The organism is Agrobacterium salinitolerans (assembly GCF_027498475.1).
Classification (GTDB): domain Bacteria; phylum Pseudomonadota; class Alphaproteobacteria; order Rhizobiales; family Rhizobiaceae; genus Agrobacterium; species Agrobacterium salinitolerans.
The window spans coordinates 513,693-536,029 of sequence record NZ_JAPZLN010000002.1 but is presented as its reverse complement, the minus strand read 5'-3'; the positions used below and the strand labels follow the sequence as shown (position 1 = coordinate 536,029).

Sequence of the window (22,337 nt, the reverse complement as noted above, 5' to 3'; positions counted from 1 at the left end):
CCGCCCTTCATCCTCCACGAATCCCGTCGCTGCCCCTGAAGTGGCGGATGAGGGCGGCGGCGGTCAAGCGCATCTTGAGCCTGAAAACGGGTTCTCAAGCCGAATTCGCGGCGATGGCGCGCACGATATCGTCATGATCCACGGCGAGAAGCGCCTTGTGGATGGATAGTTGCCGGCTTGTGCCGGAAGCCGACAGGATGACGATCACCGTTTCGCGCGGCGGGCAATCCGGCAGGGCGCAGGAAAGCTCGCTGACTGTAATAATGTCTTCGGGGTGGAGATGCAGCAAATCGCGGGACCATTGCTTCACAAGACGGGCCTGCGAGACGATTGCGGAGCCGCTGCGCGCAAGCGGATTGTTCATACCCTGCCCTTTCGCGCCGCCTGCGCGGCCAATGTCTCGAAGAGAGCGCGGATCGGCTGCTGCGGCATCTCCATGCCGATCAGCACGATGCGCGTGCCACGATTGCCATCCGGCCAGCGCTCCAGGCGGGTCAATGGATAAAGCCGATGCTGCACCGCATGGGCGATAACCGGCCGCTCCGGATCATCCGTCGCGCCGAAAATTCCCTTGAGTCGCAGCAGGCCGGAATGCACATTGCTGGTGACGAGCTCCAGAAAAGTGACAATCGCTTGCGGATCAAAAGCGCCGTCAAAGGTAAGATCGAAAGCCTCGACCCCGACGCCATGGCGGTTGATATCGTGCTGGTGGGCGGCATGAAGGCTCAGCCTGTCTGCCGCAAGCCATCCCGGCGCATCCTCCGGCTTGCCGCGCAGCGAATAATCCGAGGTTGCAAACAACGACATCAGATCGAAATCGACCGCATTGCGGTCATGAAACGAGGCCGCAGGATTGAGATCGGCGAGGCTTTCGCGGTCCACGGCTGCAGCATCGACAAGATCGGTTTTCGTCAGGACGATATGATCGGCAAAGGCAAGCTGTTTCCAGCCTTCGATAAAGCTGTCGAGCATCGCCGGGCCGGAGACAACGTCGAAAGCCGTGACCACGCCGGAAAGATGAAAATGCCGCGCCACGATGTGATCGCGCAGGCCAAGCGCCGGCGTTCCGCCAGCGATCAGGCTGTTGATGATAGGTGCGGGATCGGCAAGGCCGGTGGTTTCGATGACGACCCGCGATACTTCCGGCATCACGCCTTCCAGAAAGGCCTGATGCAGCTCGTAAAGCGAAGTGCGAATATCGCTGGTGGCGGTGCAGCAGATGCAGCCCGTTGTCGTTCTGAAATATCGCTCAGACCCCGTCCGCACCAGACCGTGATCAATGGGAACTGCGCCGAATTCATTGACGATGACCGCGGCGTCGTGCATGGCCGGCTCAGTCAGAAGCGCATTCAGCAACGTCGTCTTGCCTGCGCCCAGAAAACCCGTCAGCAGGGTAACCGGCACTGTGCGGGCAGGTGGCGCGACGGCCGAATCGTCCCTGGGATCGACCGCATTCTTCCGCTTCATTCCGAACACATCCGCACCTTCACCATCCAAAAATTCGCCGCACCATAGTACGTAATGTAATAACGTATCAATTGCGATTATTTGATTTCTGGCGCGCGCTAAACCAGCGCCAGCGCGTCGCCAACGGGCAGGCGCATGAAAAAACCACGGAACGAAGAAAATGGAATAATAAAACCGTTTCCTTCACTTTCGTTTTAATCGTTCCACGTTCTCTTGCATTTTCATTAGAGTTCGCTTTTAATCAGATCGCTAATGCAGAAAAGATCGCCCGCAGCCGGATCATGGAGGAACGACTGCAATAAGGGGCTGTATCTTTTACTGTTTTCATAACGGGAGGAATCGCCTTGAAAAAACTCAGCTACCGCCTTGCTGCGGCATCCGCGCTTTCGTTTTTTGTCACATCGAATGCTTTCGCTGCGACGGAGATTCAGTGGTGGCACGCCATGACCGGCGCGAATAACGAGGTCGTGGATACGCTTGCGAAAGAATTCAACGACAGCCAGAAAGAATACAAGATCACACCGGTCTTCAAGGGTACTTACCCGGAAACGCTGAATGCCGGGATTGCGGCGTTCCGCGCCAAGCAGCCGCCGGCGATCATTCAGGTCTTCGATGCCGGTTCGGGCGTGATGATGGGGGCCGCCGGCGCCATCAAGCCCGTTGCGGACGTCCTGAAGGAAGGGGGATACACCTTCAACAAGGATGAATATCTGGCCGGCATCGTGGCCTATTATTCCAAGCCCGACGGCACCATGCTGTCCTTCCCCTACAATTCGTCCTCGCCGATCCTCTATTACAACAAGGATATCTTCCAGAAAGCCGGCCTCGACGCCGACAACCCGCCGAAGACGTGGCCGGAAGTTTTCGAAGCCGCCAAGAAGATCAAGACCAGCGGCGCCGCCCAATGCGGTTTCACCTCCACCTGGCTCACCTGGATCCAGACCGAGAACTTCGCCGCCTGGAACAACGTCTCCTATGGCAGCAATGAAAACGGTCTTGGTGGCACGGATGTGAAACTTGCGGTCAACGCGCCGCTCTTCGTCGAGCATTTCCAGGCGATTGCAGACCTCGCGAAGGACGGCACTTTCCGTTATGGCGGCCGCACTTCAGAAGCCAAGCAGCTGTTCATGTCCGGCGAATGCGGCATCCTGACCGAATCCTCCGGCGGCCTTGGCGATATCGTCAAGACCGGCATGAATTACGGCATCGGCCAGCTTCCTTATTATGAGGGCCATGGTCCGCAGAACACCATTCCCGGTGGCGCCAGCCTCTGGGTCTTCGGCGGCAAAAGCGACGCCGAATATAAGGGCGTGGCCGAGTTCTTCCACTTCCTCTCCCAGACCAAGATTCAGGCGCGCCTGCATCAGGTCTCCGGTTACATGCCGGTGACGATCGCGGCCTATGAGGAAACCAAGAAATCCGGATTTTATGACAAGAACCCCGCCCGTGAAACGCCGCTGCTGCAGATGATGGGTAAGCCGCCGACAGAAAACTCCAAGGGCGTGCGTCTCGTGAACCTGCCACAGGTGCGCGATATCATGAATGAAGAGTTCGAGGCGATGCTGGCCGGCAAGCAGGACGCGAAAGCCGCCCTCGACAAGATCGTGGAGCGCGGTGACGCCGCCATCAAGCAGGCCGCCGGCAACTAAACGATCCCCTGCCCCGCCCGCATCCTCAACAGGGTGCGGGCGGCATTCCCATCTCATCAGGAGATCGCCGTGCAAAGCGTCGTATTCCCCAACAAAATCCTGCCCTATCTGCTGGTCGCGCCGCAGATCATCCTCACGGTGATCTTTTTCTTCTGGCCGGCAAGCCAGGCGCTTTACCAATCGACCATGCGCGAGGATGCCTTCGGGCTAAACAGCAATTTCGTCGGTCTGGCGAATTTTTCCGCCGTGCTTTCAGACGAAAGCTATCTGAACTCGCTGCAGGTCACGATCATCTTCAGCATCCTGACCGCGCTCGTCTCCATGGGGCTGGCGCTGCTTCTGGCGACGGCTGCCGACCGCGTTGTGCGCGGCAAGGGCTTTTACCGCACCATGATGATCATGCCCTATGCCGTCGCCCCTGCGGTTGCCGGCATGTTGTGGCTCTTCATGTTCAACCCGGCCATGGGCACCTTCTCCTATATCCTGCGCCGTAACGGCATCATGTGGGACCCGCTGCTCAACGGCGACCAGGCCATGCTGCTCGTCGTCGCGGCTGCCGCCTGGAAGCAGATCAGTTACAATTTCCTGTTTTTTGTCGCAGGCTTGCAGGCAATTCCTAAATCACTGCTGGAAGCCGCCTCCATTGATGGCGCGCGCGGTTCGCGGCGCTTCTGGACCATCGTTTTCCCGCTGCTAGCACCGACCACCTTCTTCCTTCTGGTCGTCAACACGGTCTACGCCTTCTTCGATACCTTCGGCATCATCCATGCCGTCACCGGTGGCGGCCCTGCCAAGGCGACGGAAACACTGGTCTACAAAGTCTATAATGATGGGTTCGTGAACCTCAATCTCGGCTCTTCCGCCGCGCAATCCGTGATCCTGATGGTGATCGTCATAGCGCTCACCGCCTTCCAGTTCCGCTTCGTCGAGAAGCGCGTGCATTACGGCTGAGGATTTCCCATGATTGAAAATCGCCCGGTCGCCCGTGTGGTCGCCCATCTGATGCTGGTACTCGGCATCATCATCGTGGCCTTCCCGATCTATTACACCTTCGTCGCCTCCTCCATGACGTCGACGGATATCATCCGCCCGCCCATGTCGCTCCTGCCCGGTGACCATCTTGGCGCCAATTACGCCGAGGCCATGGTTGGCGGTGTCGAAAGAGTGGTCGGTGTGAGCCTCGAACGGCTGTTGTTCAACAGCTTCGTCGTGGCGCTCGCCATCGCCATCGGCAAGATCGTTATTTCGTTCCTGTCGGCCTTCGCCATCGTGTTTTTCCGCTTTCCCTTCCGCATGGGCTTTTTCTGGATGATCTTCATCACGCTCATGCTGCCGGTGGAAGTGCGTATCCTGCCGACCTACAAGGTCATCGTCGATCTTGGGCTGATCGACACCTATGCGGGACTGACGCTGCCGCTGATGGCGTCCGCGACGGCGACCTTCCTGTTCCGACAGTTCTTCCTGACCATTCCCGGCGAGCTGGTCGAGGCGGCGCGTATCGACAATGCAGGGCCGTTCCGTTTCATGCGGGATATCCTGCTGCCGCTGTCGAGAACCAATATCGCCGCCCTTTTCGTGATCCTGTTCATCTATGGCTGGACCCAATATCTCTGGCCGCTGCTCGTCACCAACGACGCCAAGATGAACACGATCATCATCGGCCTCAAGCGGATGGTGGATTTTACCGACGCTTCGACGCCCTGGAATTATGTGATGGTGACGGCGATCCTCGCCATCATCCCCCCGATTATCGTTGTGGTGCTGATGCAGCGCTGGTTCGTCAAAGGTTTGGTGGAGACCGAAAAGTAATGGCAAAAATTGCGCTGAAAGACGTCCGCAAGGTTTATGGCGGCAATGTCGAGGCCATCAAGGGCGTGTCGATGGACATCGCCGACGGCGAAATGATCGTCCTGGTCGGCCCCTCCGGCTGTGGAAAATCTACCCTGCTGCGCATGATCGCCGGGCTGGAAGGCATATCCGGTGGCCAGATCATCATCGGCGACCGCGTCGTCAACGATCTCGAACCTTCCGACCGCGACATCGCCATGGTGTTCCAGAATTATGCGCTTTATCCGCATATGACGGTGCGCCAAAACCTTGCCTATGGCCTGAAGAACCGCAATACGCCGAAGGAGGAGATCGAACGGCGAATTACCGAGGCGGCAAAGGCGCTAGAGATCGAACAGTTCCTGGAGCGCAAACCGCGCCAGCTTTCCGGCGGCCAGCGCCAGCGTGTGGCCATGGGCCGCGCCATCGTGCGCAAGCCGGCGGCCTTCCTATTCGACGAGCCGCTCTCCAACCTCGATGCCAAGCTGCGTGTGCAGATGCGCGTGGAAATCCGCCGCCTGCAACGTTCGCTCGCCACGACAAGCGTTTATGTCACCCATGACCAGATGGAGGCGATGACGCTGGCCGACCGGCTGGTGGTGCTGAATGCCGGCCGCATCGAGCAGATGGGCACGCCGATTGAGCTTTACGAAAAACCGGCCACCACCTTCGTCGCCACCTTTATCGGCTCGCCTTCCATGAACCTGCTGAACCATGACGCAACATCGGCAAACGGCTCTTCCGGCTGGTCGGTGCAGGGAACCGCGGCACTGCCGCAGGGCGTCGCCACGCTCGGCATCCGCCCCGAAGATATTACTCTCGCCGATGAAGCCCCCGCAGATGCCGCCTTCACCGGAACCGTGCAGGTGGACGCCGTGGAGCTGGTGGGCGCGGAAAGCTACGTGCACGGCTCCTTCGCTGACGGCACCACCATCGTTTTCCGCGTTCACGGCCGCTCGCAACTGCGCATCGGCGAAACGCTGAAGATAGCCGCACAGGCAAAGGATTTTCACCTGTTCGATGCGGCGGGGAAGAGAATCTAAACTTGCCTACGAAAAGGGACACCCGCCAGTCGGCGGGTGCTCGCACTATCGCTAGAATCTCCGCCAGCTCCTTACCAGACGAGTTCCACTTGCGGCCGGCCATTGGAGGTTTTCTCCACGGTGCGACCGGACGTATCGACATTGCAATGAACGCGCTGCCGGAAAGCGGAAAAGCTTTCGAAAGTCACCACATCCACGGGATCATCGAGATGCAGGGTCAGCCGGTAGCGTTCGGGATCGCCGCCGAGCGCCTGCACACCCAGAACGGAAGCCACGAAGGGTTGGCCGAGGTAAAAACCTTCCACCCTTGACCCCAGAAGATAGGGGTTGAAGGCGGGGCGGTTGCCGGCCGATGCGTGGAGGGTGTTCCAGTCGCGGAAGCCATATTGCGCGGCGATGAGTTCCAGCGCTTTCGAATGGGTGATTGCCTGCCCCTGATCCTCAAGGGCGGCGCGCAGGCGTTTTGCCTGTTCCTTCAGCCCCTCAAGCGCGGGAAGCGGTTTGGACACGTTCATAACGGTTCTCCAACATGCGCATGCCGACTATTCCGAAGGGGGTCCGCGTTGCCATCGACGACATGCAAAACATGGGATGACCGTTATTGAAGAAAGAGCTTCACCAAGGGCGTAAACGCCTGCGGACGGCCGGGGCTCTTACGCCCGTGGCCGTCCCTATAGCTCAGAAAGCGTCGCCCGTCAAAGGCAGCGCGCAGCCGATCCCGTGATCAGAAGCGATAGGTGATACCCGCGCCGATCAGCCAGGGATCGAGCTTGGCCTTGCCGCTGATCGGCGTGCCACCCAGTTCGGCGGTCCAGTCGGTCTTGAGGAAGATTTTCTTCACGTCGAAGTTCACGCCCCAATGTTCGTCAAGCATATAGTCGAAACCGACTTGCACGGCAGCACCTAGCTTGTTCTTGACATCGAGATTGCTGAAACCGGGCTTTTCCGACTGGTTATAGAACAGCGAATAGTTCACGCCCGCGCCGATGTAAGGCTTGAACGCACCGAAATCGGTGAAGTGATATTGCAGCGTCAGTGTCGGCGGCAGCAACCACGTCTTGCCGACAGGCGTGCCGGCGAGCACGCCCTCGCCATCGATCTTGGCGTAGGTGGTGCCGAGGATGAGTTCGGCCGCAAAGTTTTCAGTGAAGAAATAGCTGATGTCGAGTTCCGGGATCACGGTGTCCGAATAGGACAGGCCCGCGCCCGGCACGCCATCGACGCTGCCGCTGTCATGGGTGATGACGCCGAGGCCGCGCACGCGCAGCATCCACGGGCTTGCCGCCGCAATCGCCTCTTCGGCGGTGGGGGTCGGCGCTGCCTGGGCCAGATCGGCGGCCATGGCATTGGCGGATACCAGCATGGCCGCAACACCAGCCGCGACACTGGCAAACAAGGCGGGTTTTTTGTTTCTGTTCGTCATTCCATCTCTCCTATAGCGCACCGCAGCCGGGCAAGTCCCCGGAACCGGCTGATGACGGCGGGCTTTCGCGAATCTTCGCCCGCCGCAACCGCTTCGGAACCACTATGACGAAGGGGAAGGCAGGCCGATTGAGATGGATCAAACCGGGACGCCGATCATGGATCGGAACGATCAACCGGCAAACATTGTGACAATTACGCAACAAGCGCCGTCCAGCGATCGAAAAGCGGATGCACAACGCGCCCGGCAGATACCGGAAAAATACAAAAAAGGCCTGCATTTGCAGGCCTCAGACCGCTGACAAACCCGTCGATATTTTCGGCGGGTTTTTTCTTTTTCGGGATGATGACGTTTTGTTGTCGTCTTTTGCGGGTGAACGGGAGATAAGATGAGCCTCGTTTCCTCATCCCCAGGCGGGTTTGGGTGCTTTCGTGAGCGCCATCGCTATTTTCTTGATGTTCTGGGCGCTCGCGGCGAGCAGGCACTGCCATCTAACCTTGATCAAGCCGCGGAAGCGGGCATAGCGGTGCCCGTGGAGCTGCTTGGCATCGGCGAAGGAGCGCTCCACCGTTTCCTTGCGCCGCTTGTAGATCGCCTTGCCCCACGCCGTCTTTCGATGAACATCCGTGCGTTCGCGTGCATCTTGCCAGACATGCCGGGTGATGGTTCGTATCGAGCCGGCATTGGACGTGCAGGAGGCAAGAAGCGGGCAGTCACGGCAGATGGAGGGGTCTGAGCGATAGTGCCTGTAACCGCTGCGGTCGGTCGTCGCATAGGTCAACAGTTGTCCTTCAGGGCAGTGGTAGCCATCGGTCTCTGGTTCGTAGACGAACTTCGACTTGCGCATCATCCCGTCTTTGGGCGGGGTCGGGTTGCGATAGCCGGTCACGCCGAGGATATCTCTGTCCTCCAGACCCTTGGCAATGCCTGCCGTGGCATAGCCTGCGTCCAGCCCGACCGCCCCGACATGAAAGTCGAAGCGTTGGCGCTGCCGGTCGAGCCGCTCCAGGTAGACGATACTGTCATGCACATTGGCCGGCGTTACATGCGTATCGGTGATGATCGCATGGCGGCCGTCAACAGTGCGGTGATCGAGATAGAAGAAGCCCTTGGGCTTGCCGTCGCGCACCATATAACCGCTATCGGGATCGGTACGGCTGACCTTCGTCTCCTTCACCTCCGGCTCGCGCTGTTTCTCCCTCAACGGCTTCTGCCCATGGGATATGCGCTCCGCCTCGATCGCTCGATCCAGATCGGCCCAATAATCGGCCCGCGACTTCTGGAGCATGGCCAGATCGTATTTGCCCTTGTTGGCATTGGCCTTCAGATGGGTCGAATCCGTATAGAGCACGGTCCCATCCACCAGACCATGCCGGATCGCCTGCTCCACGATGGCATCGAAGATATCCTGGGCAACCTCCGTCCCGTTGAAGCGACGGCGGCGGTTCTGCGACAGCGTCGAGGCATCGAAGACAGGATCGGTCAGCTTCAGGCGCAGAAACCAGCGATAGGCGACGTTCACCTCGATCTCGCGCATCAACTGCCGCTCCGAGCGAACACCGAACAGGTAGCCGATGAACAGCGCCTTGAACATGCGTGTGGGATCGAGCGGCGGACGGCCGTTGTCGGCACAGTAAAGACCGGCAACACGATCATGGATAAATGAGAAGTCGATCACCGCGTCGATCTTGCGAAGCAGGTGATCTTTCGGGACCAGGCTATCGAGCGTCACCATCTCGAGAGCGGTCTGTTCAGGAGCAGGTTTCTTCAACATGTCCCAATGAATCATAAACCCCCAGCTCACGCCAGAGGTTTGTCAGCAGTCTGAGGCCTGCATTTGCAGGCCTCCTTCCAGTGCATCATCTCTATCACGCGGCCTGGGGCGTCAGGGTTGCGGAGCCCGGCTTGCGCAGAAGCAGAACCGAGACGGCCGCGATCATGCACATCAGACCGGCAATCTGCAGTGCGGGCATATAGGTATCGAAATCGCTCTTGAAGAACCCGGCGCCAAAGGCGGCGGTAGCGGCTCCCAACTGATGGCCGGCAAACACCCAGCCGAAAACGAGACCGGCCTTTTCACGGCCGAAATTCTCGGCGGCAAGTTTCACCGTCGGCGGTACGGTCGCCACCCAATCCAGCCCATAAAAGACGGCGAAGACCGAAAGCTCCACGAAGCTGAACCCCGAGAATGAGAGATAAAGCAGGGACAGGCCACGCAGACCGTAGAACCAGAACAGCAGGAAGCGATTGTCGAACCGGTCGGAAAGCCAGCCGGCGAAGATGGTGCCGAAGAAATCGAAAATACCGATTACCGCCAGCGTACCCGCCGCCGTCACCGCGGCCATGCCGAAATCGCCGCAGATCGAAATCCAGTGGGTCTGGATGAGACCGTTGGTCGAAAGCCCGCAGACAAAGAAAGTGCCGAAAAGCACCCAGAACACCGGGTTGCCCGATACGCTCTTCAAGGTCACCAGCGGCGATGCCAGTGTGGCGAGGAGATTGTGATCCTGCTTGACCGGTTTTGCCACCGCTGTCTCGCCATAGGCCGGCAGGCCGACATCGGCGGGATGGTCACGCATCAAAAGCAGCACGAGGACCATCGCGGTTGCGATCACCGCAACGGAAAGGGTCAAAGCGGTTCGCCAGCCGTAGGCTTCCGTCAACGCCGCCAGCAGCGGCAGGAAAACCAGCTGGCCGGTAGCGTTGCTCGCCGTCATGAGGCCGATCACCAGGCCGCGACGCTTGGAGAACCAGCGTGTCGCCACGGTGGCGCCCAATACCAGCGCGGTCATGCCGGTGCCGATGCCGATCACCACGCCCCAGAGCAGCAGCAATTGCCATACCTCAGTCATGAAGAAAGAGGCGACAATGCCGCCCATGATCAGGGCAAGCGCGGTGGACACCACCTGCCGGACGCCGAAATGATTCATGAAGGCGGCGGCAAAAGGCCCGAGCAGGCCAAAAAGCACCAGCCTGACGGCCATTGCGGAGGAAATATCGGCAATATCCCAGCCGAATTCCTGATGCAGCGGCTGGATCATCACCCCTGCGGACCCCATCGCACCGGCGGTGGCCAACATCGTCAGGAAGGTGGTTGCAGCAACGAGCCAGCCATAATGCAGATTTCTGCCGGCCATCCAGCTGGCAAGGCGTGTGGAGAGCATGTTCAATTTCCCTTTCCAGCGGCCGCGGCCGATAGTTTACGGGTATATACCCTGTATTGCGGGCAGATACCCGCTTATGTCCCAAAAAATTACAGAGCTGTGAGCAGTTCCTGTAATTGTGCTGTCTTCTCAGGCCCAAGCCGGGCCTCGATTTCATCCTGCACGCCATCCCAGAGCGGCGCGCCCGCTTTCAGGATCGCATGCCCTTCCCTCGTCACGGTCAGCATCGCTTCCCGTTGATCCTCGCCGTGACCGATGGCCACCAGACCCATGCGAGCCAGCACCTTGGCGTTGCGGCCGACTGTGGAGCGATCCAGTTCCACCCGCGTAGCCAGATCGGTCAGCGAGACAGGCGCGGTGCGGTTGATATTCCGCAACAGGCTGAACTGACCGATATTGACGCCAAGCGGCGCCAGGGCCTCGTCATAATAAGACGAAACCTTGCGGGATGCTTTGCGCAACAGAATGCAGTGGCAACTATCATTTGGCATTTGTCTCGGGTATATACCCGTAAATTTCTACGCGCAAGAGGCGACTGAAAACTATCGACGGGAAAGGCCGCACGCTCGGATCACAGCGTAAAAACAAACCCCCGGTTTTAGGCCGGGGGTTGATATCAGTATCGGGCCTTATCTCAGGCAGAGAGCCTGCGGCCGCTTGCCACCAGCAGGCCGGCAACGCCATCAAGCCAGCCGGCTTTCAGCTCCAGCGCCAGGAAACGGCTGCGCTCGAACGGGCCGGGCATGATGAGGTGCTGGGCCTTGCCGGCGAAAAAGCCGAAGCGCTCGTAATAAGGTGCATCGCCAACCAGAAGAACGGCGCCGTGTCCACGCTTGGTTGCCTCGGCAATGGCAGCGCGCATCAGCGCCGAGCCGATGCCTTTCCCCTCATGGGCGGCATCGACGGCCAGCGGGCCGAGCAGCAGCGCTTCGACGGCGCGGCCTTCGCGCGAGATGCCGGCCTCGACGTTCCACAGGCGCACCGTGCCGATGACATGGCCGTCCTCATCGCGGGCGACGAGCGCCAAGCCTTCGGCCGGAACGCGGCCGGCGCGCAGCTTTTCGGAAGACTTGCGGCGGCGGCCGGCGCCCATGGCGCGGTCCAGCAGGCTCTCACGGGCGACGACATCGCCCGGATTTTCCTGATCGATATGAAATGTCTGCGGTGTGAAAAACGCCCGTACCGAATTCAAAAGAGCGGCCATCCTTGGCCTCCCGTCACACTACCGCCCACACGCGGCCCTTGATGAAAATTGGTGGAGCCGTTCCGGCCCGCCGACACGCTTTCCTCGGCTGGAAGAGGTGCAGCAAGCAGGGATTTGCGCAACAGCACAATCGGCAGGGCCGGAACGGAAGCTTGGTCGAGACGCCGCCCTTTTCAGCGGACGGCGCTCGGACTTTTTGACCTGCGCATCGGGTTTTCCGAAAACCGCGTTACACTTTTCGGCCCGATGCTTAGATGACGTAAGCCTTCAGCGGTTCGAAGCCGTTGAAGGCGACAGCCGAATAGGTGGTCGTATAGGCGCCCGTGCCTTCGATCAGAACTTCGTCGCCGATAGTCAGAGAGACCGGCAGCGGGTACATGTTCTTTTCATACAGCACATCGGCGCTGTCGCAGGTCGGGCCGGCCAGAACGCAGGGCTCCATCTCGTCCTGATCTCGCTCGGTGCGGATCGGGTAACGGATCGCCTCGTCCATCGTCTCGGCGAGACCGCCGAATTTGCCGATGTCGAGGAACACCCAGCGGTGGTTGTCATTGTCGGACTTCTTCGAGACAAGAACGACTTCCGCCTTGATGACGCCGGCATTGCCCACCATGCCGCGGCCCGGCTCGATGATCGTCTTCGGGATCTGGTTGCCGAAGTGCTTGCGCAGCGCCGTGTCGATCGCCTGGCCGTATTCTTCGGCAGCCGGAACGTCGCGCAGATACTTGGTCGGGAAACCGCCACCCATATTGACCATCTGCAGATGGATGCCCTGCTTGGCAAGCGACGCAAAGACGCGCTTGGCATCGGCCAGCGCCGCATCCCATGCGTCGAGATTCATCATCTGCGAACCGACGTGGAAGGATACGCCATAGGATTCAAGGCCGAGCTGATGGGCGTAAACGAGAACGTCGACAGCCATCTGCGGCACGCAGCCGAACTTGCGCGACAGCGGCCATTCCGCACCTTCGCCATCCGTCAGCACGCGGCAGAAGACGCGCGCGCCGGGAGCGGCGCGGGCGACCTTCTCGACTTCCTCATGGCTGTCCACGGCGAAGAGATCGATGCCGAGCGCATGGGCGCGTGCAACATCGCGTTCCTTCTTGATGGTGTTGCCGAAGGAGATACGGTCGGCCGTCGCACCGGCATCGAGCGCCATCTGGATTTCAGCCACGGAGGCGCAATCGAAGTTGGAGCCGAGCGAAGCGAGCAGCTTCAGGATTTCCGGAGCCGGGTTTGCCTTGACGGCATAGTAGATGGCGCTGTTCGGCAGGGAGTGCCGGAAAGCGTTGAAATTGTCGCGCACGACGTCGAGATCAACCACGAGGCAAGGGCCTTCGGGACGTCGGGTCTTGATGAAGTCGAGAATGCGTGCAGTCGTCATCGATGTATTCCCTGTTAAACCGGCTTCGGAAAAATCCGAAGGACAAAGGACGCTCGAGATATGCATTCGAGTCAGCCGGTGGAGGCGCAGAATCGATAGCATACGCTCAAGGCGCGAATGTGAACGACGCCCTGCCAGAGCATCATTCGGCTTTGTCTGCCATTGATTGGAGGGAATGACCCGACCGCACTTCAGGCAATGATGGTGTGCCTCTTTAGTACCCCGGCTGATGGAAAGCCGGCAGAGAACCAGAAAGGCCCGCACCGTCGTTGCTTCGTATGTCCTCGCATTTCCCGGTTGGCCGGAATAGCGACTGGAGGGGTTAGTTCCAGGTACCTTACCTAAATCCTCACCACATCGAGGACTCGGCGGACACACATGGGCACGTGCGACTTTGGGCAGCACGGGAGATAAGAATATTCGCAGTCATAATCAAGAGGATTTTTTCACCAAAGAGCGGATTTTTTCGGCAATGAATTAAGGGTTGAACAGTCCGTCCTCGCCGTTCAATTATATAGAACGAACCGGAGGATTTTCATGGACACGCTCACCCGCATCCGCGCCTTTATCGATGTCGTCGAAGCGGAGGGTTTTTCCGCCGCGGCGCGCAAGACAGGGCGATCCAAGGCGCTCCTGTCCAAATATGTGCGGGAACTGGAGGACGATCTCGGCGCGCTGCTCCTCAATCGCACCACCCGGCAGTTCTCGCTGACGGAGGCCGGGCACACCTATTACCGCACGGCTTCCGACATTTTGAAGGAGATCGATAACCTTGCCGATCTGGTGCGCGAGAAGAATGCCGATCTGAAGGGTAAGCTCAGGATTTCCGTTCCCCGCACCTTCATCGACGCCGATGTCGGCCAGAGCCTGATCGACTTCGCCAAGGAAAATCCGGAACTCTCGCTCGAAATCGTCGCGGAAGACCGATTCGTGGATCTGATCGAGGAGGGTTTCGATCTCGCGGTTCGGATAACCCGACTGGAGGACTCGGGCCTCATAGCCCGCAAGCTTTCCGATTTCCGGGTCTATGCGGTGGCGACGGCAGATTTCGTGGCGAAACACGGGCCACTCCATGGCCCGCAGGATTTCTCCCGCGTCCCCTTCATCATCGACACCAATACACGGTTTCACAATACGGTGCGGTATCTGGAGCCGGATGGCGGTTCGAACTCCGTCACCATCAGCGGACCGATCGAGGTCAACAGCCCGCAGGCGACGCTACGCGCCGCCCGTGCCGGGCTCGGCATCGCGCTCGTGCCGGATTTCATCGCCAGACCCTATATCCAGTCCGGCGAACTGGTGACGCTGTTCGACGATTATATTTCCAAGGACAGGGGTATCTATGCGGTCTATCCGCATCGCCGCTACCTGCCCGCCAAGGTGCGCAGCTTCGTGGACTATCTCTCGGCCTGGTTCAGGAAGAACGGGTAGTCCGCAAAATGAAACGCCCGCCTTGCGGCGGGCGTCGGTACTAGCGGAAAATCAGATCAGAACGGCGAATCCGGGAAGTAGAACTGCTCGGCATTGTCCTTGGTGATCAGCGTCGCATCGAGGATATATTCACCCGCGACCGGCACCTGATCGTAGAAGTGCCCAGCGGTCAGTTGCATGGCTGTCGCCACCATTGCCGGCGGATAGAGTACGTCGACAGGCACCAGCTTGTCGCCGTCCATCACCTTCTTGATCATGTCCTTGGAGCCGGCGCCCGCAACGATATACTGGATATCGGTGCGTTTCGCCTGCTGGATGGCTTCCAGCACGCCGATAGCCATGTCGTCATCCTGACACCAGACCACGTCGATCTTCTTGTATTTGGTCAGATAGTCCTGCATCACACGGAAGGCGTCGTCGCGGTTCCAGTTGCCGTACTGGCGGTCGAGAACCTTGACGTTCGACCCTGCGATGCCCTTGTCGAAACCATCCTGACGCTGCTGGTCGATCGGGATCGGCAGACCGCGAATGACCACGACTTCGGCATCCGGCGTCGTCTTCTTGATGTATTCGCCGGCCACCTGGCCAAGCGCGGGGTTGTTGCCGGCAACATAGAGATCGCGGATCGAATTGTCGTTGACGCTCGGCGCGCGGTCGACCAGCGCGACGAAGGTGCCCTTGTCCTTGATCTCCTTGATGGCGTTGACCAGCGGATCGGGATCGGATGGCAGCACGACAAGCGCATCGAGCCCCTGCACGGCAAGATCCTGCAGCGCATTTGCCTGATTGGCGGCGTCCGGCGACGTCTTGACGATGACGTTGAGCCCCGGATGCTCCTGCATCAGCAGCTTGGCCACACGCTCGGCATGATAGACGACGCCCGCCGTCCAGCCATGATCGGCCGCTGGAATGGAAACGCCGATGGTGACCTTCTTGTCCTGCGCGTGAGCCGGACCCGCCAGCACCGCAGCCAGCGCGGCAAAGGCCACGCCGATGAATTTTCTACGCATAGTCTCTTTCCTCCCAAGACCGGGGCGTTCCTCCTTCGACCGCGCCTGCCCCACTGGCGCGGCGTGATACGTCACCTGCGGCTGAGCGAGCGCTGCACCAGCATGGCGATGATGATGATGGCCCCCTGAATGGCGCCGATCAGATATTCGCTGACGAAGTTCGACAGGATCATGATGTTGCCGACGATCTCCAGAATGAAGGCTCCGCAGATCGTCCCCCAGATGCGCCCTACCCCGCCTCTCAGCGCCGTGCCGCCGACGACGACGGCGGTGATGGCCTGCAACTCCCACAACATGCCTGTGGTGGCCGAAGTGGAAGCGAGGCGCGGCACGTAAAGCAGCACCGCAACGGCGACACACAGCCCCTGCACCACATAGGCGATGGTGCGCACCCGGGTGACCGAAATACCGGAATAACGCGCTACATCCTCGCTGGAGCCGACGGCCGTCAAATGCCGGCCGTAACGGGTGCGATAGAGCACGAAGGCGGCGATTGCAGCGGTGACGAAGATGACGATGACCGGCACCGGCACGCCGAAGACATTGCCGAAATAGACCGGACGATAAAGCGTCTGGATTTCCGGATTGCGCAGCGTGATCGCCCCGCCCTGCGACAACCATGTGGTCAAGCCGCGATAGATGCCCATGGTGCCGAGAGTGGCGATAAAGGGCTCGATACGGCCGATGGTGGTGATGAGACCGTTCGTCAGCCCACAGGCAGCACCGATGGCGAGCGCCAGCGCCATGGCGGTGAGCAGCATTAAAAGCGGACTTGCGATGACGCCGCTATTCATGAACAGGATCATCAGGCTGGCGACGAATGCGACCATGGCGCCGACGGAAAGATCAAGCCCGCCCGATGTGATGACGTAAGTTGCGCCGAGCGCGATGATGGCGATGAAGGCGCTGCGCGTAGTGACGTTCAACAAATTGTCGATGCCGATGAAATTGGGATTGGCGATGGCGCCGAGAACCAGCAGCAGGGCCAGCGCCACGAACGGCGCGACGGCGCGCAGGTCCCAGTCCTTCGAGGTCTTCGGCGTTTTGCCGTTGTCAAATGCGGCCTCAGTCATATTTCCCCTCAGTCTCTTTTGTCAGGCCATGTTTCCCGGGACACGGGCGCTCAGGCGGGTTCCTGCGTATGAACACCCGTCGCCAGTGTCACGATGTCGTTCTCGGTCATGCGCTCACCCGTCACCTCACCGACGATCCGGCCCGACCGCATCACCAGAATGCGGTCGCAAATGCCGATCAGCTCCGGCATTTCCGAAGAAACCACGATGATCGAACGCCCCTCATCCGCAAGCCTGGCGATGAAGCGGTAAATTTGCTCCTTGGTGCCGATATCGATACCGCGCGTCGGTTCGTCGATGATGACGATGGATGGATCGAGCAGCATCATCTTGGCCAGCAGAAGCTTCTGTTGGTTGCCGCCGGAAAGCTGGCCCGCCAGCAAATCCTTGCGGCCGGTGCGGATGTCGAAATCCCGGACCGCATCATCGAGCGCCGCCGTTTCCCGGCGGGTATCGATCTGAAACAGCCGGCTGAATTTCTTGAGCGCGGCAAGCGTGAGATTGACACGCAAATCCTTGGCGAGCAGCAGGCCCTTGCCCTTGCGGTCCTCGCTCAGGTAAACGATTCCGGCCTTCAGGCTGTCTTCCGCCGTTGCGAAATACACCGGCCTGCCGTGATGACGCACCGTTCCCCGACCGGCGCGCAGGCCGAGTATCCCCTCCATAAGCTCCGTTCTGCCCGCGCCGACCAGACCGGCAAAACCGAGGATTTCGCCCCTGCCCAGGCTGAAACCGGCATCCTGAGCATAGGCCGGAACGGTAAAATGCTCCACCTGCAGAACCGGCTCGTGCTCTCCGCCGGCGACACGGTCCGGATAAAGCTTGGCGACGTCGCGCCCCACCATCAGACGCGCCATATCCGCAGGCTCCAGCGTCGATGCCGGATGGGAGGCGACCAGTCTGCCGTCTCGCAGAACCGTCACCCGGTCGGCGATCTCCTTCACCTCCGGCAGACGATGCGAAATATAAAGCACGGCCACGCCCTTCGCCCGGATGTCCCTGATGACATTCAGCAGCGCATCCGTTTCGATGGGGGTAAGGCTCGCCGTCGGCTCATCGAAAATGACCACCCGGTGCGGCACCAGCAGCACACGGGCGATCTGCACGAGCTGCCGCTGGGCAATCGACAGGCTGCCGACAATGGCGTCCGGATCGATCGTACCGCCAAGATCGGCAATCGCCTTGCGGGCGCCGGCGCGCATCGCGCGATCATCCACCGTCGGACCTTTGCATAATTCACGGCCGAGATAGATATTCTGGGCCACCGTCAGATCCGGGGCCAGCAATATTTCCTGATGCACGAGGACGATGCCGCGATGTTCGGCGTCCACCGGTCCGGTGAGCGCAACGGCCTCGCCATCGATGCGGATTTCCCCGCCCGACGGCTTCTCATTGCCGGCCAGAAGCTTCATCAGCGTCGACTTGCCGGCGCCGTTCTCACCGATGATCGCGTGGACCTCGCCGGCCTGCACCGCAATCTCGATGTCCTTCAGAACCTGTACCGGACCGAAAGACTTCGATAGCCCAACCGTCCGTATCAAGGCCGGGTCTGGAGATTCGTCAGCAAAAGCCATGCGCCCTCACCGGTGTCCCGTAAGAACGGACGGCGCTTGTCCCTTAATTTTATTTGAAATGACCATGTGCGAACTCCTCCCAAAGCCCGAAGAAGAAGCTAGCGTTCGTTTTGAGGTACGTAAAGCAATTTTCGCTGGTCTTTTAGAATACACTCAAATTTGACCGTATGAACCGCAAACCAGAAGGTCCCGGAAGTCCCGTCATGATGCGGAGGAGCGCTGGAAACCCTTCATCAGGCGGTGCACGGCTTCGGCACCCTCCCTGGCCAGATCGAACCGCTTGCCGAACAGCAGCCAGTCGGAGCACATGCCTTTCAGCAGCCAGTATAGCGCATCGAGCGCAGAGTCCGCCGTCCAGTTGTCGTTGAATGCGCCTTCCGCCTGCGCCCGTGCGAAAGCGGCCTCGAGCCGATCCTTGTGATACCGATCCAGTTCTTCCTGCGCGTGCAGCACCGGAGCGAACTCATCGGAGTAATTGGTGCGCAGGCTGATGGTCATGATGCGCTGGCGCTGTTCATCTTTTGAAAGAAGCGTCAGCCATTTGCAGGCGGCCTCCTCGATCTTGGCCAGCAGAGCCAGCCCCTTGACGTCGGGGTCGCCGAAATCGAGCAAATCCGATTCCGGCAGGGACACCGATTGATAGAGGCCGATAAAGAGATCGCTCTTGCTGGAAAAATGCCAGTATATGGCACCACGCGTGACGCCGGCCGCAGCCGCCACCTCATCCAGAGAGCTGTTGGCCACACCCTTCTTGAAGAACACCCGCTCGGCGGCGGCAAGGATCGCCTGACGCGTCTCTTCCGCCTCGGCCTTGGTTCGGCGCATGCTGATGTCTCCTTCCAGTCGCGGCACGGCGCTTTCGCCCCGTGCCTTGTTTGCAGTGCCCGCCTGTCAGCCATATGAATGCAATCACATGACTGTCGGCCCGGACTCCACTCCGGTTTTATTCCGCCGGCGACACAGCGTCAGCAGCAATCTTGTCCTCCTTCTTCCGATCCCCGAAAAACTTCATGACAAAAACGAAGAACACAGGAACGAAGAAGATCGCGAGGATCGTCGCCGAGATCATGCCGCCGAGAACACCGGTGCCGATGGCGTTCTGGCTCGCCGCACTGGCACCAGATGCGATCGCCATGGGCAACACACCGAGCGAGAAGGCAAGCGAGGTCATCAGGATCGGTCGGAAGCGCAGATGCGCCGCCTCCACCGTCGCATCATAGGTGGATTTTCCTTCCGCCCGCAAATCCTTGGCGAATTCGATGATCAGGATCGCGTTCTTGGCCGAGAGACCAATGATGGCGACAAGACCCACCAGGAAGTAGACGTCGTTCGGCATGCCGCGCATCATCACCGCCGCCACCGAACCGATGACCCCGAGCGGCACCACCAGCATGACGGAGAGAGGGATGGACCAGCTTTCGTAAAGCGCGGCCAGCAGCAGGAAGACGAACAGCACGCTAAGGCCGATCAGGGCCGGCGCCTGTGAGCCCGACTGGATTTCCTGCAGCGACTGGCCGGTCCATTCGAAACCGAAACCACCAGGCAATTCACGCGCCAGACGCTCCATTTCGGCAATCGCATCGCCGGAGGAGTAACCCGGCGCGGACTGGCCGCTGACTCGGATCGCCGGATAGCCGTTATAACCGACCACCTGCGAGGGACCGCGCACCCATTCCACCGAAGCGAATGAGCTGACCGGCACCATGCCGCCATTGGCGTTGCGGACGTTGAGGTTCAAAAGATCCTCGGTCTTCATGCGCTGGCCCTGTTCCGCCTGCACCGTCACACGCTGCATGCGGCCGGCATTGGGGAAGTCGTTGACATAGGACGACCCCATATTGGCCGAGATGGTGGCGTTGATGTCGCTGAAGGTCACACCGAAGGTATTGGCCTTTTCACGGTCGATGACGAGATTGACCTGCGCCGCATCCGGCATGCCTTCGATGCGAAGACCGGCAAGGATGGGGCTCTGGCGGGCGGCGGCCATGAGCTGCGCGCCCGCCGCGCTGAGTGCGGTTTGACCGGCACCCGACCTGTCCTGAAGACGGAAGGTGAAACCGCTCGAGTTGCCCAGCCCCTGAATGGGCGGCGGTGACAAGGCAAAGGACATCGCGTCTGGAAGTCCCCACAGCTTGCCGTTGATCCGGGCGGAGATAGCGGCAGCCGAATCCTCCGGCCCGCGTTCGCTCCAGTCCTTCAGCGTCGCGAAAGCGAGACCCGCATTCTGGCCGGAGCCGGAGAAGGAGAATCCCGAGATCGCAATGACGCGCTCCACCGCCGGCTCTTCCATGAAGATTTTCTCGATCTGCTGGATGGATTGCAGCGTGCGCTCGGTGCTGGCTTCCGCCGGCGCCTGAATATCGACGATCAGATAGCCCTGATCCTCGTTGGGCAGGAACGAGCTTGGCAGCTGCATATAGGCCCAGCCGAGACCGGCAAGCAGCGCCGCATAGATGATCATGAAACGGCCGGAGCGCTTGATGATGCCCCCCACCGACGAGGAGTATTTGTGCGACGCCTTATCGAAATTGCGGTTGAACCAGCCAAAAAATCCTTTTTTCTCGTGATGCCCTGCCTTGATCGGCTTCAGGAACGAAGCGCAGAGCGCGGGCGTGAGAGACAGTGCCAGGAAGCCCGAAAACAGGATGGAAACCACCATCGTCAGACTGAACTGCTGGTAGATGATGCCAACGGCTCCGGGGAAAAAGGCCATCGGTACGAACACCGCGGTCAGCACCAGCGTGATGCCGATGATGGCGCCCGAAATCTGGCCCATGGCCTTGCGGGTCGCCTCCTTCGGCGGCAGATGCTCCTCCGCCATGATGCGCTCAACATTTTCCACGACAACAATAGCGTCGTCCACCAGAATGCCGATGGCGAGAACCATGGCGAACATGGTGAGCACGTTGATCGAAAACCCCGAGACATACATGACGGCGCAGGTGCCGAGCAGCGCCACGGGCACCACCAGTGTCGGAATGATCGTGTAGCGGATGTTCTGCAGGAAGACGAACATCACCACAAAGACGAGGATCATTGCCTCTATCAGCGTGTGAATGACCTTCTCGATCGAGATCTTGACGAAGGGACTGGTATCATAGGGTATCTCATACTCGATGCCCTGCGGGAAATAACGCGACAACTCCTCCATCGTCGCGCGAACGCCTTCGGAGGTCTGCATGGCATTTGCGGTCGGCGACAGCTGGACGCCGATGGCAGCACTGGGCTTGCCGTTGAGGCGGCTCGAGAAATTGTAGCTCTCGCCCCCCACTTCGACACGTGCGACATCACGCAGCCGCACCGATGAGCCATCGGGATTGGCGCGCAGCACGATGGAGCCGAATTCCTCGGGCGAGGTCAGCTGGCCCTGGACGTTGACGGTCGCGGAAATCTGCTGGCCGACAGGGTTCGGCGATGCGCCGATGCGGCCGGCGGCAACCTGCGAGTTCTGCGCTTGAATGGCGTTGATGACATCGTCCGAAGTCAGGCTGAGACCCAACATCTTGTCGGGATCCATCCAGATGCGCATGGAGCGCTGGGTGGCGAACAGCTGCGCGCTGCCGACACCCGGCACACGGCGCAATTCACCCAGCACGTTGCGGCTGAGATAATCGCCAAGACCGATGGCATCGGTGTTGCCGTCGACGGAGGTCAGCGCCACCATCATCAGAAACGATGTGCCGGCCTGTTCCACACGCAGTCCCTGTTGCGTCACAGAGCGCGGCAGACGGGGTTCGACGCGGGCAATGCGGTTTTGCACTTCCACCTGCGCTTCACCGATATTGGTGCCGGGCTCGAACGTCACGTTGATCGAAATACGGCCGGAGGATTCCGACGTCGACTCAAAGTAGATGAGACCGGGAACGCCGTTCAGCTCTTCCTCGATAGGCCGGGTAACACTCTGGTAGATGTCTTCCGGCGAGGCGCCCGGATAGTTGGTGCCGATCGAAATCTGTGGCGGGGCCACATTCGGATATTGCGCAATCGGCAGCATGGGAATGGCGAGCAGGCCCGCCAGCATGATGAAGATGGCGACGACCCAGGCAAAAATGGGCCGATCGATGAAAAAACGTGCCATGGAAATCGGT

General features: G+C 59.9%; 20 protein-coding genes. 6 read left to right on the top strand and 14 right to left on the bottom strand.

All coding sequences use genetic code 11. The features are described 5' to 3' along the window. Window positions 1–94 precede the first annotated feature (94 nt). Both O9X91_RS11170 and O9X91_RS11165 read right to left on the bottom strand, forming a co-directional pair. On the bottom strand, window positions 95–364 hold the full coding sequence (locus O9X91_RS11170) for a hypothetical protein (RefSeq protein ID WP_142913986.1): 270 nt from the start codon (window positions 362–364) through the stop codon (window positions 95–97). After that, the gene (locus O9X91_RS11165; protein WP_142913987.1) at window positions 361–1,467 is read right to left on the bottom strand and encodes a CobW family GTP-binding protein; all 1,107 of its coding nucleotides are present in this window, start codon (window positions 1,465–1,467) and stop codon (window positions 361–363) included. Before O9X91_RS11165 ends, O9X91_RS11170 begins: the two co-directional genes overlap by 4 nt. Window positions 1,468–1,805: 338 nt before the next feature. Between O9X91_RS11165 and ugpB the strand changes: the two genes are divergently transcribed. The 4 genes from ugpB (at window position 1,806) to O9X91_RS11145 (ending at window position 5,986) form a co-directional block, all read left to right on the top strand. Continuing rightward, window positions 1,806–3,116: a sn-glycerol-3-phosphate ABC transporter substrate-binding protein UgpB gene (ugpB, locus tag O9X91_RS11160; RefSeq protein WP_169538598.1), complete on the top strand. Its 1,311-nt coding sequence runs from the start codon at window positions 1,806–1,808 to the stop codon at window positions 3,114–3,116. A 69-nt stretch (window positions 3,117–3,185) separates the two neighbouring features. Further along, a complete protein-coding gene (gene ugpA / locus O9X91_RS11155; RefSeq protein WP_077984238.1) occupies window positions 3,186–4,067 on the top strand; it encodes a sn-glycerol-3-phosphate ABC transporter permease UgpA in 882 nt (293 codons plus the stop codon). Between the two features lie 9 nt (window positions 4,068–4,076). Further along, window positions 4,077–4,925: a sn-glycerol-3-phosphate ABC transporter permease UgpE gene (gene ugpE, locus O9X91_RS11150; protein WP_077984239.1), complete on the top strand. Its 849-nt coding sequence runs from the start codon at window positions 4,077–4,079 to the stop codon at window positions 4,923–4,925. Continuing rightward, complete coding sequence (locus O9X91_RS11145; protein WP_142913989.1) at window positions 4,925–5,986, top strand: sn-glycerol-3-phosphate import ATP-binding protein UgpC; 1,062 nt, start codon at window positions 4,925–4,927, stop codon at window positions 5,984–5,986. The genes ugpE and O9X91_RS11145 overlap by 1 nt, the downstream gene beginning before the upstream one ends. Window positions 5,987–6,057: 71 nt before the next feature. Here the strand turns inward: O9X91_RS11145 and O9X91_RS11140 are convergent, their stop codons facing one another. Beyond that, window positions 6,058–6,501, bottom strand: a complete 444-nt coding sequence (locus tag O9X91_RS11140; protein WP_077984241.1) for a glyoxalase superfamily protein — start codon at window positions 6,499–6,501, stop codon at window positions 6,058–6,060. 209 nt (window positions 6,502–6,710) lie between these two features. After that, a complete protein-coding gene (locus tag O9X91_RS11135) occupies window positions 6,711–7,409 on the bottom strand; it encodes an OmpW/AlkL family protein (RefSeq protein WP_142913990.1) in 699 nt (232 codons plus the stop codon). 157 nt (window positions 7,410–7,566) lie between these two features. Here O9X91_RS11135 and O9X91_RS11130 point away from each other — a divergent pair, with 157 nt between their 5' ends. Further along, window positions 7,567–7,710 (top strand): hypothetical protein, encoded by a 144-nt coding sequence (locus O9X91_RS11130; protein WP_161596391.1) that lies wholly within the window; start codon window positions 7,567–7,569, stop codon window positions 7,708–7,710. A gap of 102 nt (window positions 7,711–7,812) precedes the next feature. Here O9X91_RS11130 and O9X91_RS11125 read toward each other — a convergent pair whose 3' ends face one another. From O9X91_RS11125 to odc2, 5 genes are all read right to left on the bottom strand, one after another. After that, complete coding sequence (locus tag O9X91_RS11125; protein WP_269834264.1) at window positions 7,813–9,183, bottom strand: IS1182 family transposase; 1,371 nt, start codon at window positions 9,181–9,183, stop codon at window positions 7,813–7,815. A 94-nt stretch (window positions 9,184–9,277) separates the two neighbouring features. Further along, window positions 9,278–10,573, bottom strand: coding sequence for an MFS transporter (locus tag O9X91_RS11120; RefSeq protein WP_142911840.1), 1,296 nt, complete (start codon window positions 10,571–10,573; stop codon window positions 9,278–9,280). 89 nt (window positions 10,574–10,662) lie between these two features. Continuing rightward, entirely contained in the window at window positions 10,663–11,064 is a 402-nt protein-coding gene (locus tag O9X91_RS11115; RefSeq protein ID WP_142911841.1) for a MarR family winged helix-turn-helix transcriptional regulator, read from the bottom strand. A gap of 143 nt (window positions 11,065–11,207) precedes the next feature. After that, entirely contained in the window at window positions 11,208–11,777 is a 570-nt protein-coding gene (locus O9X91_RS11110) for a GNAT family N-acetyltransferase (RefSeq protein ID WP_142911842.1), read from the bottom strand. 250 nt (window positions 11,778–12,027) lie between these two features. Continuing rightward, window positions 12,028–13,161 (bottom strand): ornithine/lysine decarboxylase, encoded by a 1,134-nt coding sequence (gene odc2 / locus O9X91_RS11105; RefSeq protein WP_080796126.1) that lies wholly within the window; start codon window positions 13,159–13,161, stop codon window positions 12,028–12,030. A 537-nt stretch (window positions 13,162–13,698) separates the two neighbouring features. On the opposite strand from odc2, the gene O9X91_RS11100 reads away from it, so the two are divergent. Beyond that, complete coding sequence (locus O9X91_RS11100) at window positions 13,699–14,592, top strand: LysR family transcriptional regulator (RefSeq protein ID WP_077984248.1); 894 nt, start codon at window positions 13,699–13,701, stop codon at window positions 14,590–14,592. A gap of 56 nt (window positions 14,593–14,648) precedes the next feature. Here the strand turns inward: O9X91_RS11100 and O9X91_RS11095 are convergent, their stop codons facing one another. The 5 genes from O9X91_RS11095 to O9X91_RS11075 all read right to left on the bottom strand — a co-directional run bounded on the left by O9X91_RS11095 (window position 14,649) and on the right by O9X91_RS11075 (window position 22,327). Then, window positions 14,649–15,602, bottom strand: coding sequence for a substrate-binding domain-containing protein (locus O9X91_RS11095; protein ID WP_077984249.1), 954 nt, complete (start codon window positions 15,600–15,602; stop codon window positions 14,649–14,651). 71 nt (window positions 15,603–15,673) lie between these two features. Continuing rightward, window positions 15,674–16,675: an ABC transporter permease gene (locus tag O9X91_RS11090; protein ID WP_077984250.1), complete on the bottom strand. Its 1,002-nt coding sequence runs from the start codon at window positions 16,673–16,675 to the stop codon at window positions 15,674–15,676. Window positions 16,676–16,725: 50 nt separating this feature from the next. After that, window positions 16,726–18,249, bottom strand: coding sequence for a sugar ABC transporter ATP-binding protein (locus O9X91_RS11085; RefSeq protein ID WP_269833905.1), 1,524 nt, complete (start codon window positions 18,247–18,249; stop codon window positions 16,726–16,728). A 201-nt stretch (window positions 18,250–18,450) separates the two neighbouring features. After that, window positions 18,451–19,074, bottom strand: a complete 624-nt coding sequence (locus tag O9X91_RS11080; RefSeq protein WP_077984252.1) for a TetR family transcriptional regulator — start codon at window positions 19,072–19,074, stop codon at window positions 18,451–18,453. A 118-nt stretch (window positions 19,075–19,192) separates the two neighbouring features. Continuing rightward, window positions 19,193–22,327, bottom strand: a complete 3,135-nt coding sequence (locus tag O9X91_RS11075; protein ID WP_142911844.1) for an efflux RND transporter permease subunit — start codon at window positions 22,325–22,327, stop codon at window positions 19,193–19,195. Window positions 22,328–22,337 lie beyond the last annotated feature (10 nt).